The 13,188-nt window shown below is 68.5% G+C and carries 10 protein-coding genes; 2 read left to right on the forward strand and 8 right to left on the reverse strand.

The genetic code is table 11. From position 1 onward, the window contains the following. Positions 1 to 101 precede the first annotated feature (101 nt). The 8 genes from HPO96_RS33010 to HPO96_RS33045 form a co-directional block, all read right to left on the reverse strand. Positions 102 to 1,346 carry a CehA/McbA family metallohydrolase gene (locus tag HPO96_RS33010; protein WP_171678319.1) on the reverse strand — a complete coding sequence of 415 codons (1,245 nt, stop codon included), beginning with the start codon at positions 1,344 to 1,346 and terminating at the stop codon, positions 102 to 104. Beyond that, positions 1,346 to 2,458 (reverse strand): ABC transporter ATP-binding protein, encoded by a 1,113-nt coding sequence (locus HPO96_RS33015; protein WP_171678320.1) that lies wholly within the window; start codon positions 2,456 to 2,458, stop codon positions 1,346 to 1,348. Before HPO96_RS33015 ends, HPO96_RS33010 begins: the two co-directional genes overlap by 1 nt. Beyond that, positions 2,458 to 3,279 (reverse strand): ABC transporter permease subunit, encoded by an 822-nt coding sequence (locus tag HPO96_RS33020; RefSeq protein ID WP_171678321.1) that lies wholly within the window; start codon positions 3,277 to 3,279, stop codon positions 2,458 to 2,460. Before HPO96_RS33020 ends, HPO96_RS33015 begins: the two co-directional genes overlap by 1 nt. Further along, positions 3,276 to 4,136, reverse strand: a complete 861-nt coding sequence (locus HPO96_RS33025; protein ID WP_171678322.1) for an ABC transporter permease subunit — start codon at positions 4,134 to 4,136, stop codon at positions 3,276 to 3,278. The genes HPO96_RS33020 and HPO96_RS33025 overlap by 4 nt, the downstream gene beginning before the upstream one ends. A gap of 92 nt (positions 4,137 to 4,228) precedes the next feature. Further along, positions 4,229 to 5,647 carry an extracellular solute-binding protein gene (locus HPO96_RS33030; protein ID WP_171678323.1) on the reverse strand — a complete coding sequence of 473 codons (1,419 nt, stop codon included), beginning with the start codon at positions 5,645 to 5,647 and terminating at the stop codon, positions 4,229 to 4,231. A 596-nt stretch (positions 5,648 to 6,243) separates the two neighbouring features. Continuing rightward, positions 6,244 to 7,005: an RICIN domain-containing protein gene (locus tag HPO96_RS33035; RefSeq protein ID WP_171678324.1), complete on the reverse strand. Its 762-nt coding sequence runs from the start codon at positions 7,003 to 7,005 to the stop codon at positions 6,244 to 6,246. Positions 7,006 to 7,420: 415 nt separating this feature from the next. Continuing rightward, positions 7,421 to 7,801, reverse strand: a complete 381-nt coding sequence (locus HPO96_RS37700; RefSeq protein ID WP_184999600.1) for a hypothetical protein — start codon at positions 7,799 to 7,801, stop codon at positions 7,421 to 7,423. A gap of 36 nt (positions 7,802 to 7,837) precedes the next feature. Beyond that, positions 7,838 to 10,144, reverse strand: coding sequence for a DEAD/DEAH box helicase (locus tag HPO96_RS33045; protein WP_171678325.1), 2,307 nt, complete (start codon positions 10,142 to 10,144; stop codon positions 7,838 to 7,840). A gap of 148 nt (positions 10,145 to 10,292) precedes the next feature. On the opposite strand from HPO96_RS33045, the gene HPO96_RS33050 reads away from it, so the two are divergent. Next, positions 10,293 to 10,652 (forward strand): STAS domain-containing protein, encoded by a 360-nt coding sequence (locus HPO96_RS33050; RefSeq protein ID WP_202886698.1) that lies wholly within the window; start codon positions 10,293 to 10,295, stop codon positions 10,650 to 10,652. A gap of 225 nt (positions 10,653 to 10,877) precedes the next feature. Then, entirely contained in the window at positions 10,878 to 13,184 is a 2,307-nt protein-coding gene (locus tag HPO96_RS33055) for a sodium-translocating pyrophosphatase (RefSeq protein WP_171678326.1), read from the forward strand. Positions 13,185 to 13,188 lie beyond the last annotated feature (4 nt).

Raw genomic sequence — 13,188 nt, forward strand, 5'->3', positions numbered from 1 at the left:
CGCCTGCTCCGCGTAGTCACCTCGTGCGTCCGCCTGCTGCTTCCGTTCCGCGGGCCGAGAAACTGCCTGCGCGGGGTCTTTCGGCAGGTAGGTCTTGTTCGCTAGGTGCAGGAGGAGAGGAAGCGGCCGTCGTGGGTGACGAGGGTATGGGGGCCGGGGGGTGCGGGGAGGCGGTGGGTGGGGGAGGTGACGGGGTGGCGGGTGCCGTCGGGGGTCAGGACGAGGGTGTTGGGGGCGTCCAGGGCGATGAGTTCGTCGTCGGCTCGGACCAGGATGGGGGCTTGGTAGCTGGTTGAGACGGCGGTTCGGCCGGCGGCTAGGGCTTGGAGGGCGGCGGCGGCGAGTTCGGCGGGGGTTTCGGCGGTGGCGTCGACGGCCAGCCAGGTGGTGGGGGTGCCGATCGGGGTGGGCGAGGTGGGGTTGTGCCAGTCGCTGCCGCCGATGGGGGTGGTTTCGAGGCCCCAGGCCTGCCACCAGGTGATGGGGCCACCCCAGCGGTGGTCGAGCCAGGAGGAGTGCCAGATCTCGGCGAGCGGCGGGTGCTCGGCGAGGGGGTGTCGCCAGGCGCAGTCGCCGGAGAGCGGGTGGTTGATCGAGAGGAGGCCGCCGCGGCGCGCGACTTCGCTGACCCAGGTGTCCGCGGGACGGCGGAAGTCGATCGGGCCGATGTCGCCGAAGGCGTTCGCGTGGCCGGTGTCGGTGGTGACCTCTTGGCCGGGGATGAGGCCGAGGCCGAAGCGTTCGGTCAGACCGGGGAGCTCGAGGTGGTGGGCGACGGTGTTGTGGTCGGTGATCGCCAGGACGTCGAGGCCGGCGGCGACGCCCATTGCGGCGAGGTTGGCGATCGGGGTGGCGCCGTCGGAGTGCAGGGAGTGGGCGTGGAAGTCGCCGGCGATCCACTTCAGGCCGGAGGTCGCGGGGAGGGTACGCCGGGGCGGGCGCTCCGGTACGGCGATCGCGGCGGTGGCATCGGCGTATGACGTCAGCCCGGGGATCGTGGGGACCGGGCCGGTGTGCGCCTCGACGAAGAGCTCGGCGCCGTCGGCCGGGAGGCGGTGCAGGCCGAGGACGATCCACCAGGTGCCGGGCTCAAGGTCGCCGGCCAGGTAGCCGGGGGTGGCCGCGGTCGGGGTGATCGCGAAGGTCTGGCGGGCGCCTCCGGACCAACCGCGCCAGCCGCCCGCGCCCTCGCAGCCGAGGTCGATGACGACGCCGTCGATGGCCGGGATCGTCAGCGTGACGAGCAGGCCGGGGCAGTCGGCGGGGATGTCGACCGGTAGCGAGTGCCAGACGGATTCGGCGCGGTCGTCGAGGGTCCAGCGGCGTTTGTACGACGTGAGCGCCATCAGGCGACCGTGGCGGGTTGGCGGGTGATCAGTTCGCCGGAGTCGCGGTCGTAGAGGAGGACGCGCTCGGCGGGGGCGGTCAGGAAGACGGGTTGGCCGGGGGCCGGCTCCTGTTCCTCGGGCACGGTGACGCCGATCAGGACGCCGTCGCAGTCGACCGAGACCAGGGATTGGACGCCGAGGTTCTCCGCCACCACCACGGTGCCGCGGATCCCCGGGCCGGAGGCGTCCCCGGTCGCGAGCGTCAAGTACTCCGGGCGGACGCCGACAGTCACCTCGGCGCCGGCCGGCGCGGAAGTTGCTACCGGCAACAAGCCGCCGGCCACCGAGACAACCCCGGTGGCGGAGTCGCCGGATGTTGCGCCTGGGGTGACGGTGCCGGGGAGGAGGTTCATGGGGGTGGAGCCGATGAAGTTGGCGACGAAGGTGTTGGTGGGGTGGGCGAAGACTTGGCGGGGGGTGCCGAGTTGGCGGAGTTTGCCGGACTCCATGACGGCGATGCGGTCGGCGAGGGCGAGGGCTTCGGCTTGGTCGTGGGTGACGAAGACGGTGGTGATGCCGAGGTCGCGCTGGAGCTTCTTGAGGAAGGTGCGGGCTTCGAGGCGGAGGCGGGCGTCGAGGTTGGACAGCGGCTCGTCGAGGAGGAGGACCTTGCCCTGGGAGGCGATGGCCCGGGCCAGGGCGACGCGCTGCTGCTGGCCGCCGGAGAGCTGGCCGGGGCGGCGGTCGAGGTAGGGGCCGAGGGAGAGCTCGCCGGCGGTCTGCTCGGCGGTCTCCAGGCGGGTGGCGACCGGGACCCGCCGGACTTTCAGCGGGTAGGTGATGTTCTCGGCGACGTCCATGTGCGGGAAGAGGGCATAGTCCTGGAAGACCATCGCGACACCGCGTTTCCCCGGCTCGGTGCGGGTGACGTCGACCGCGTCGATCCGGACGGCGCCCTCAGAGGCGTTCTCCAGACCCGCGATCGTGCGCAGCAGCGTGGTCTTGCCACAGCCGGATGGGCCGAGGAGGGCGAAGAACTCGCCGTCCTCGACGTGCAGGTCGAGACCGTCGACGGCGCGCACGCCGTTCGGGTAGACGGTCGCCAGGCCCTCGATGTCGATACCGGCCATCAGCTCTTGATCCCTCCATGGAAACGGAACCCGTAACGCGAGTTCACCAGCAGATACAGCACGACGACCGGGATCGAGAACAGCAGCGAGAACACCGGCAGCACCTGCAGGTTCACGCTGCCGCCCTCGTCGGTGAGGGTCTGCATCAGCACCGCGCCGGGCTGCAGGTCGATCGACCGGATGAGCAGGAAGGGCACCAGGAAGTTGCCCCAGGAGTTGACGAACGCCCAGACCATGATCGTCGCCAGCCCCGGCCGGGCGACCGGCAGGACGACGTCGCGCAGGATCTGCAGCGTGGACGCGCCGAAGACCCGCGCCGACTCCTCGTAGGATTTCGGCACCGCGTCGACGAAGTCCTTCAGGATGAAGATTGCCGCCGGCAACAGCCCGCCGGTCATCACCAGCGCGACGCCGAACCGGGAGTCGATCAGCCCGAGCTGGTAGATCATCACGAAGATCGGCACCATCGCGGCCGTCCCGGTGACGACCGAGGAGAGCAGCAGCAGCCCGTACAGCAAGGCGTCCCGGCCCGGGATACGGACCCGCGACAACGCGTAGCTGGCCAGCGCCGCGAACGCCGTCACCGCCAGCGCCGTCGTGATGCAGATGATCAGCGAGTTGACCATCGAGCCCAGCGCGTACGGATGGTCGAACGTCTTGCGGACGTTCTCCAGCGTCCAATCCGGCCAGTGCACGCCGAGGCCGGGGTTCCGGTCGAACGGCGCCGAGGCGATCCACAGCATCGGCACCGCGAAGAAGATCGTGATCGCGCAGATCAGCACGTAGAAGCCGATCCGCCGGACGACGTACGCCGGTGTCACGCGCGCCTCCTCAGCAGCCGCAGGTAGACCAGCGAGACGAGCAGATTCGCCAGCAACAGCAGGAACGAGATGGCCGACGAGTAGCCGAGCTCACCGCCCTGCAGCGCCACGTTGTAGATGTAGACCGGCACTGTCTCGGACTCGTGGTTCGGACCGCCCTTGGTGAGCAGGAACGGCGAGAAGTCGTTCGCTGTCCACAGGGAGATCAACAGGGTGTTGGTAAGTACGTGACCGCGGATGTGCGGGAACACCACATCGCGCAGCGTCTGCCAGCCGGATGCTCCGACCATCCGCGCCGACTCCAGCTGCGACGGCGGAACGGCTTGTAGGGCTGACGAATAGAGCATCATCGAGAACGCCGTACCGCGCCAGGTGTTGAAGACGATCAGGCACACCATCGGGTAGTCGATCAGCCAGGCGGTCCCGGTCGTGCCGAGGATGCTGTTCAGGGTGCCGGTGTCCCGGTCGAAGAACGCGACCCAGAGGTAGGCGACGACGGTCGACGGGAGGATCCAGGCGAGCAGGGTGAGGGCCTCGACGGTCCGGCGGACGGCGGGGCGGGCGCGACGGAGGATCCACGCGAGGGCGAATCCGAGGATGTTCTGGCCGAGGATCGCGGATCCCAGGACGAAGAGCATCGTGAGCCACAACGCGTTGTGGAACAGGGCGTCGTTCAGCGCGCGGGTGTAGTTGGCGAGGCCGACGACGGACGGGGAGACGGCTTCGACACCGGTGAGCCGGTAGTTCGTGACGCCGATGTAGATCGTCCAGATCGCCGGGAAGACCAGGAACGCGCCGATCAGCAGCAGCGCGGGCGCGACGAAGCCGAGGGCCCGGCCGACGCCGAGCCCGGCCACGTCCCGCGCCGGCCCCCGGCCGCCCCGACCAGGGCGAGACGCGGGGCCCGCGTTGGAGCCCCCGCCCGCGGCGGGGGGAGAGACGGTGGTCATCAGTTGCCGGCGACCTTGTCCTTGCCGCCCGCGGCGGTCTCGACGGACTTCTGGTACGCCCGGGCCGCCTGATCGGTGGACTTGCCGCCGACGACGTCCGCGGTCGCCTGCTGCAGCGCGGCCGAGATCTTCGGGTACTCCGCGAGCCCCGGCCGGTACTGCGTGATCGGCAGCACCTTGGTGGCCACGAAGTTCAGCATCGGGTCGCTCGCCAGCACCTCGGTGTTGACGTCGGTCCGCTGGGTGATCTTGGCGGCGCCGTTCAGCGACTCCTTGACCATCGCGGCGGAGTTCATGAACTGCAGCAGTTCCCAGGCCTGCTGCGGGAATTTCGTGTTCGGGTTGATCACGGTCGCGCCGCCGCCGGACATCGAGACGAAGTCCTGGCCCTTGACGCCGCCGCCGGGCCGGGCCGCCGGGATCAGCGCATAGCCGACGGCCGCGTCCCGGTCGGCCATCTTGGCCACACCGGCCTTCGGCTCGACGACGCTGCGCCAGAAGTAGTCGCTCTCCAGCAGGATGCCGATCTTGTTCGCGGCGAACTCCGCGAACGACTTGTCCCGGCCTTTGGCCTCGCGCTGCAGCACCGGGTCGCCGAGACCCGAGCCGTAGACCTGGTGGTAGAAGTCGAGCACCTGGCGCAGTTTCGGGGTGTCGCCGAGCCACTTGCCGTCGACGTTGATCGAGGTGCCGGTGCCGACCAGCAGCGGCAGCACACCCTGCATCGTGGTCGCCTCGCCCATCGCGGTGCCGCCGTTGACCTGGATCGGCGTCACACCGGACAGCTTCTTCAACGCCTGGCCCGCTTGGAGGATCTCCTCCCAGGACTTCGGCTGCCAGTCGGCCGGCAGCCCGGCCTGCTGGAACAGCTTCTTGTTGAAGTACAGGACGCGTCCGTCGGTGCCGCCGGGGACGCCGTACCGCTTGCTCTCGAAGATGCCGAGCTGCTGAACGGACTCCGGGATCTGCTGCCAGCCGTCCCAGCCGTCGACCTTGGCGGCGTCCCCGACGGTGTCGGTGAGCGGCTTGATGTAGCCGGCCTGGGCGAACTCGCCGACCCAGATGCCGTCGATCTGGATCAGGTCCGGGCCGGACTTGTTCGACAGGTCGAGGGACAGCTTCTGCTTGTAGACCTCGTCGTCGGAGCCGTCGCCCTGGAACTTCACCGTGACGTCGACGCCCTTGGCCTTCTGGTCGGCGACGAACTTCGGGATCAGCACATCCTCGGTGAACGTCGCGCCGGCGCTGCTCTTCCCGCCCTTGACCGAGTTCGAGCCGATCGTCAGCTCGACCTTCTTGGCGTCGGCGTTGCGGTTCGCGTCCTGCTCGCCGGAACCGGACGAGCCGAGGCAGCCGGTGAGCAGCAGGGTGGCGGTCGCGCCGAGGGCGACGGCCGGGAACAGCCGGAGTGATCGCATCGAGGGGGCTCCTTGCGAGGGGTTTCGGAGTGCCGGGACACACCTTGGCACTCACGAGCAAGTATGTGAAGACATTTGCTCAAACGGTGTACGCCGAGTAGTCGACGCGCCGATCGCGGTTACCGGGAGTGTCCGTTCGGCGTCAAGTCGGAGTTCGCCGCAGCGCATTGCGGGTCCGTTAAAGGAAGCTCAAAGTTCTGTCGCAACCGGTGATTGACTAGATACAGACGGTGACAGCGAGAGGTAGCGTCATCCCCGTTCGCTTCAAGGGATCGGAGGTGACTGAACATGTTGTACAGCGTTCTCCACGCAGTCGACGGCCTGCTCTTCGGGCACTGGCATCACGGCCACTGGTGCTGGTGGTGACCGGCACCGACTGGTGAGGCCTTCGGAGGTCAGGATCAGCCGGTGACGACGGCGTACGGCTCCCGCTGACGCGCAAGCAGCGGAATCCCGCGCCGATCCCCGAGCGCCGCTCTTCCTGACCGACGAGGAACACCAGGTTCACACAACTGAAGCAGTGTCGATCTCTAAGGAGTGAGAAAACAGCCGGCCCCGACATTGTCGGGGCCGGCTGTCCGTTGGTGCGGTGTCGGTTACTTCTGCGCCAGCTCCATCATCTGCTTCGGCAGCGTGGTCATCTGGGCCGGGATCGGCAGCTTCGGCCGAACCAGTTCGAGCAGGCTGCCCGCGGCGTTCGCGATCGGCAGCGGCAGGGCCAGGCCCAGCGATGCCAGCAACGCGTTCACCAGAGCCAGCACCGCGCCCAGGATGTCCAGACCCGGCAGCGGCAGCGCGCTCCAGCCCTGGACCGGTGTGCCGGCGGCGTCGAAGCTGCCGGTCGGCTGTGCCTGCTTGGCCTTCCCCTTGCCGAGCAGTGAGGTGAGGGCGAGACCGCTCGCTTCGTTCACGAACGTGCCGACGCTCTCGTCGTAGTTCCACTTCTGGCCGTCACCGGCGCGGCAGGGCAGGACCAGCAGCGGGGCCGCGGCCGGAACCTTGGCCAGGTCCGCACCGCTGTCCAGGCAGGCTCCGGTCTTGGCAAGGGCGCCACCGACGCTCTTGCTCATCGCTACCTGCAGCTGGCCGGACTCGGTGTAGACCCACTCCTGGGTCTTGCCCTCCTTGCCCGGAGCGCACGCCATCATGACCGCCATCGGGACCTTGGCAGCGGCGACGAACGTCAGGCAGTAGCGGGTGTCGGCGCGGGTGGCGATCTGCTTCGCCACGCCGACCTCGACGCCGGGTGCGGGCTTCGGCGCCGGTGCGGCGGCCTGGGCCGGGATCGCCGTGGCCAGCGCGACGCTGACCGCCAGGATTACCACGCCGGTACGGCTGAACAGTTTACGGGTGATCAAGACAACCTCCGAAGGTCGTACCATCTCGCGGCGTCCGGGTCGTCGGGACCTCGTTACGAGAGTCGGTCCGAGTTCCGGGAACCGCTTCGCCACCCCTTGCGCGGTGGGCGGGTTGCGGGTCGATCCCCCGTGAGGAGGCGGTGTGGCCCGGAAGGCCGACAGTGACTCAACGCGACGTTGACGCCACAACCAGTAAGGCACAGGTGCGTCGGAGGTGGTTATGGCAAGACCGGGGAACTTGATGCCAATGGCAACTAACTGCCACCCGAAACTCGTTGCGCTGGGCATCGAAACTCGGCTGCGGGGTGGCCGTGGTTGCCCCGAGTGGAGGCTGTGTTCCGTTCGAGATACTACGGCATCCGGCGGATACTGGGGTAGTCCACTGTGTTAGTTGATGCCATGGGCAACAGAGTGCTCAGTGGGGCTGCTTGTGGTCGCTGGGATTCGCCGCAACGTCCGCGTCGATCGCCGGTCGCGACGTTTCGATTGTCTCGTCAGGTACCTCTGCGTCGCGCTCGGCGGTGACCGCCGGAGCTGCGTCACGCTCGGTCACCTTGGCGCGCAGGTCGCGGACCTCCTTGTGTCGGCGCCAGCCGCGGGTAAGTCCCTTCTTCGTCAGCCACAGGCCGGCGACCAGGGCCGCGCCGGCGGCCGCGCCGAGGAAGAACACGGTCGGCACGATGACGCCGAAGTTGATCCCGAACACCTCGAGGGTGGTCGAGGCCGACGACGACACCGAGACCCCGAGGCCGAACAGCACCGCGACGACGATCAGGACGACTCCGAGAGCGAACATGGCACTGCCTCTCCGTCCGGGGCTCTGCCGGACCGTTCAGGCCTCACTGCTGAGTAGTGCGGCGAGCAGCGCCACGGCGCCGCTCTTGTCGAGTGGGTTGTTCTGGTTCCCACACTTGGGTGACTGTACGCAGGATGGGCATCCATCCGCGCACTCACAGTGTGCAATCGCAGCACGTGTCGCGGTCAACCACTCGCGCGCCGCGGCGTACCCGTGTTCGGCGAAGCCGGCGCCGCCGGGGTGGCCGTCGTACACGAAGACGGTCAGCCGACCGGTGTCCGCGTGCCGGGCGGTGGAGACGCCGCCGATGTCCCAGCGGTCGCAGGTGGCGAACAAGGGGAGCAGACCGATCGATGCGTGCTCGGCGGCATGAGCCGCGCCCGGTACGTCGTCCAATCCGAGCGACTCGACCAACTCGTCGGGAACCGTCCACCAGACCGCCTTGGTCTGCAGTGTCCGCTCCGGCAGATCAAGCGATTGTTCGTCCAGGACGTCGCCGGTCGAGATCAGCTTGCGCTGGAACGAGATCACCTGGCTCGTCACCCGGACCCATCCGCGGCACAGCTCCGCCTTCCCCCAGGACTGCGTCTCCTCAGTGGCCAGGATGCTGATCTCGGTCGTGTCGCGGGCGAACGTCGTGTAGTCGGGCGCCGCGGCCTCCACCACGGCCGCATGCCCCTCCAGATCGAGTGACTGGACCAGATAGGACTCGCCCGCATGCACGTAGACAGCGCCTTCGTGGACCGACGCATGCGCCGAGCCGCCATCGACAGTGCCGAGCAGTCGCCCGGTCCGGTCCTCCACGATCTGTACGGTCTTCCCGCCGGCGGACCGGATGTCGATGGCGTCCACCGCGCGTTCGCGGCGCGTCCAGAACCACCCGTGTGGTCGCTCGCGCAGTGCGCCCTGACGAACCAGCTGCGCGATCGTGTCGGACGTCGTACTTCCGAAGACCTCGTAGTCCGCCGCGGTCAGCGGTAGCTCCTGTGCGGCCGCGCAAAGCTGCGGCCCGAGCACGTACGGGTTCTCCGGGTTGAAGACAGTCGCTTCCACCGGTCGCCCGAACACGGCCGCTGGGTGGCGAACCAGGTAGGTGTCGAGTGGGTCGTCCCTGGCGATCAGTAGGGCCACTGCATCGCCGCCGGCTCGGCCTGCCCGCCCAGCCTGCTGCCAGAGCGATGCGCGCGTTCCAGGCCAACCGGACAGCAGGACGGCGTCCAGACCAGCGATGTCGATGCCGAGCTCCAGAGCGTTCGTCGCGGCGACGCCAGTGAGTTCGCCGGTCTGCAGCATGCTCTCCAGCCGACGGCGTTCCTCTGGCAGGTAACCCGCCCGGTACGCCGAGACCTGGTCGATCAAGGTGGGGTCGACCTCGGCCAGGTTGTCCCGCGCTGTCAGCGCCACCGTCTCCGCACCACGCCGAGAGCGGACGAAGGCGACCGTACGGACGCCCGACACGACGAGGTCGGTCAGCAGGTCAGCCACCTCGGCTGTGGCCGATCGGCGTACCGGGGCGCCGTTCTCGCCCCGGAGTGAGGTCAGCGGCGGCTCCCACAGCCCGAACGAGATGCCGCCGCGCGGGGAGCCGTCGTCCACCACCTCTGTCATCGGCAGGCCGGTCAGCCGTTCGCCGGACGCCGCCGGCTCGGCCACGGTCGCCGAGGCGCAGACGAAGACCGGGTTGGCGCCGTAGTGCGCACAGATGCGGCGGAGTCGCCGGAGTACGCCGGCCACGTGTGCGCCGAAGACGCCGCGGTAGTGATGGCACTCGTCGATGACGACGTACTGCAGACAACCAAGGAAGCGGGCCCAGCGCTGGTGGTTGGGCAGGACCGACCGGTGCAGCATGTCTGGGTTACTCAATACATAGGTGGCATGGTCGCGCGCCCAATCGCGCTCGGTGCGCTCGGAGTCGCCGTCCAGTGTCGTCGCGCGCAGCCCAGGGACGTCGTACGCCGAGACCGCGCGCAACTGGTCGTGGGCCAACGCCTTGGTCGGTGACAAGTACAGAACGGACGCCGTCCGGCGATGCGGTGACGCCGCTTGCGCGATGCTCAACGTCGCGAACGACGGCAGCAGATAGCCCAGTGATTTCCCGGACGCCGTACCGGTCGCGACCACGACATGACGACCCGAGTACGCCGCCTCGGCCGTGGCGACCTGATGTGTCCACGGAGCCGCGATGCCCGCGTCGGCCAACTGGCCCAGTACTTCGGGCGGCACCCAGCGCGGCCATTCGCACGTCCGCCCGGGCCGCGGGGGGACGGACTCGACATGCGTCAGTCGATCGTTTCGTCCACCGGCCAGGCGGTGCAGTACCGCAGTCGCCTCACCCGCACGCATGGGAACGAGAGTAGTACTGCACGAATCCGTGCACGAGCCGCGTGCAGATGCGGATGCACGCGGCATTTTCGGGACGGGATCGACTTTCTGCATCACGAGATGAAAGAGTTTTCGGGAACGGTCCTACTCACGGTCCGTACATGGTTGAATGCAGCAGTTCACGGGATCGGAGGCCGAAGTGGATCTGTCGCTGACCGCGCGCGCCGAGGGCGGGCGGACCGTCATCGAGGTGGCGGGGGAGATCGACGTCTACACCGCGCCGAAGCTGCGGGAGAAGATCGCCGCCCTGGTCGACGACGGCGTCTACGACCTCGTCCTCGACCTGGATCGCGTGGAGTTCCTGGATTCCACCGGCCTCGGCGTCCTGGTCGGCGGGCTGAAACGGGTCCGCACCCACGACGGTTCGCTGTCCCTGGTCTGCACCCAGGAGCGGCTGCTGAAGATCTTCCGGATCACCGGCCTGACCAAGGTCTTCGACATCCACCCCGATGTCGCGTCGGCGATCTGAGGCCTTCACCACAAGCGAAAACGTGTCCCCGTCGGCACGCTCGGTGACCCTTCCGCCTGAACTTCGCGGTATGGCGTAGACCACCCTGTCGTCAGGTCTGGTCGGTTAGCCGTTAGAGTGACCCACCGCGCCAAGTCCTTGGCGCTGTTTGCTATTTTCCCCAACCCTTCGGTTGCGGCAGACGGGGGCCGTCAAGCCTGGATGGGTTGCCTACAAGGAGGACGGATGTCCGCGCTGCTTGCACCACAAGCGGTGGATCTTTCGTCGAGCAACACCACTCTGGTGATCGTCGTTGGCGTGATCGCGATCCTCGCGGTCGCGATCGCGATGGTCTTCCGGAACCAGGTGCTTGCCGCGAACGATGGCACCGAGAACATGAAGACGATCGCCGGTGCGGTCCAGGAGGGCGCAGCGGCCTTCTTGAACCGGCAGTTCCGGACGTTGTCGATCTTTGCCGTGGTGGCGTTCCTGCTGCTGTTCCTGCTGCCCGCGCACACCGACGGCGGCAACGAGACCACGCTGAAGATCTTTCGCTCCGTCTTCTTCCTGGTCGGCGCGGGCTTCTCCGCGCTGATCGGCTACCTGGGCATGTGGCTCGCGACGCGCGCCAACGTCCGGGTCGCCGCGGCGGCCCGGGACGAAGGCCGCGAGCCGGCCATGCGGGTCGCGTTCCGCACCGGCGGCACGGTCGGCATGTTCACCGTCGGTCTGGGTCTGCTCGGCGCGGCGCTGGTGGTGTTCCTCTTCAAGGGCGACGCTCCGACCGTGCTCGAGGGCTTCGGCTTCGGCGCCGCGATGCTCGCGATGTTCATGCGAGTCGGCGGCGGTATCTTCACCAAGGCCGCCGACGTCGGCGCCGACCTGGTCGGCAAGGTCGAGCAGAACATCCCCGAGGACGACCCCCGGAACGCCGCGACGATCGCCGACAACGTCGGTGACAACGTGGGTGACTGCGCCGGTATGGCCGCGGACCTGTTCGAGTCGTACGCCGTCATGCTGGTGGCGTCGCTGATCCTGGGTAAGGCCGCCTTCGGCGAGCAGGGCCTGGTGTTCCCGCTGATCGTGCCGGCCATCGGCACCATCACCGCCGTCATCGGCGTCTTCCTGACCCGGCCGCGGAGCAACGAGAACGGCCTGCGCACGATCAACCGCGCGTTCTACATCTCCGCGGTGATCTCCGGTGTGCTCTGCGCGGTGGCGGCCTTCGCCTACCTGCCGAGCAGCTTCGCCGACCTGACCGGCGCCGCCGGGACCCCGATCGCCGGCTACGACGGCGACCCGCGGATCATCGCGACCGTCTCGGTGCTGATCGGTATCGTGCTGGCCGCCGTCATCCTGGCGCTGACCGGCTACTACACCGGTACCGAGGACAAGCCCGTCCAGGACGTCGGCAAGACGTCGCTGACCGGTGCGGCCACGGTCATCCTGTCCGGTATCTCGGTCGGCTTCGAGTCCGCCGTCTACACCGCGGTCGTGATCGCCGCGGCCGTGTACGGCGCCTTCCTGGTGGGTGGCTCCGGTGTCGTCGCGCTGTTCGCGATCGCGCTGGCCGGCTGCGGTCTGCTGACCACCGTCGGCGTCATCGTCGCGATGGACACCTTCGGCCCGGTCTCCGACAACGCGCAGGGCATCGCCGAGATGTCCGGTGACGTGGACGGCGAAGCGGCCCAGATCCTCACCGAGCTGGACGCCGTCGGCAACACCACCAAGGCCATCACCAAGGGCATCGCGATCGCCACCGCCGTACTGGCGGCGACCGCGCTGTTCGGCTCCTACACCGACGCGATCCGGTCCTCGCTGGCGGAGAACTACGCCAAGTTCGAGGCCGACGCGCTGGTCTTCAACCCGGGCACGCTGGTCGGTCTGATCCTCGGTGCGGCCGTCGTGTTCATGTTCTCCGGGCTTGCCGTCAACGCCGTCGGCCGCGCCGCCGGCGCCGTGGTCTACGAGGTTCGCCGCCAGTTCCGCGACATCCCCGGGATCATGGAGGGCACCGGCAAGCCGGAGTACGGCAAGGTCGTCGACATCTGCACCAAGGACTCGCTGCGTGAGCTGGCGACCCCGGGTCTGCTGGCGCTGACCGCTCCGATCGCCGTCGGCTTCGGCCTCGGCGCCGGGGCCCTGGCCGGCTACCTGGCCGGCGCGATCGGCGCCGGTACGCTGATGGCGGTCTTCCTGGCCAACTCCGGTGGCGCGTGGGACAACGCCAAGAAGCTGGTCGAGGACGGTAACCACGGCGGCAAGGGCTCGCCCGCGCACGAGGCCACCATCATCGGTGACACCGTCGGCGACCCGTTCAAGGACACCGCCGGCCCGGCCATCAACCCGCTGATCAAGGTGATGAACCTGGTCTCCGTGCTGATCGCACCGGCCGTCGTCGGCCTGTCGGCCATCGGCAGCGACACCAACACGCCGCTGCGGATCGGCATCGCCGTCGCCGCCGTGGTCGTGCTGGCCGTGGCCGTAGTCATCTCCAAGCGGCGGGAGTCGGTCATCGCCGACACCCCGGCGGAGACGAACGTCGCCGCGTAACGAC

It is taken from the genome of Kribbella sandramycini (genome assembly GCF_013131805.1).
GTDB classification, from domain to species: Bacteria; Actinomycetota; Actinomycetes; order Propionibacteriales; family Kribbellaceae; genus Kribbella; species Kribbella sandramycini.

Excerpts from the sequence above, each read along its gene's own strand:
- HPO96_RS33010 (WP_171678319.1), bottom strand. The coding sequence starts at position 1,346 with ATGGCGCTCACGTCGTACAAACGCCGCTGGACCCTCGACGACCGCGCC.
- HPO96_RS33015 (WP_171678320.1), bottom strand. The coding sequence starts at position 2,458 with ATGGCCGGTATCGACATCGAGGGCCTGGCGACCGTCTACCCGAACGGC.
- HPO96_RS33030 (WP_171678323.1), bottom strand. The coding sequence starts at position 5,647 with ATGCGATCACTCCGGCTGTTCCCGGCCGTCGCCCTCGGCGCGACCGCC.
- HPO96_RS37700 (WP_184999600.1), bottom strand. The coding sequence starts at position 7,801 with ATGTTCGCTCTCGGAGTCGTCCTGATCGTCGTCGCGGTGCTGTTCGGC.
- HPO96_RS33045 (WP_171678325.1), bottom strand. The coding sequence starts at position 10,144 with ATGCGTGCGGGTGAGGCGACTGCGGTACTGCACCGCCTGGCCGGTGGA.
- HPO96_RS33050 (WP_202886698.1), top strand. The coding sequence starts at position 10,293 with ATGCAGCAGTTCACGGGATCGGAGGCCGAAGTGGATCTGTCGCTGACC.
- HPO96_RS33055 (WP_171678326.1), top strand. The coding sequence starts at position 10,878 with ATGTCCGCGCTGCTTGCACCACAAGCGGTGGATCTTTCGTCGAGCAAC.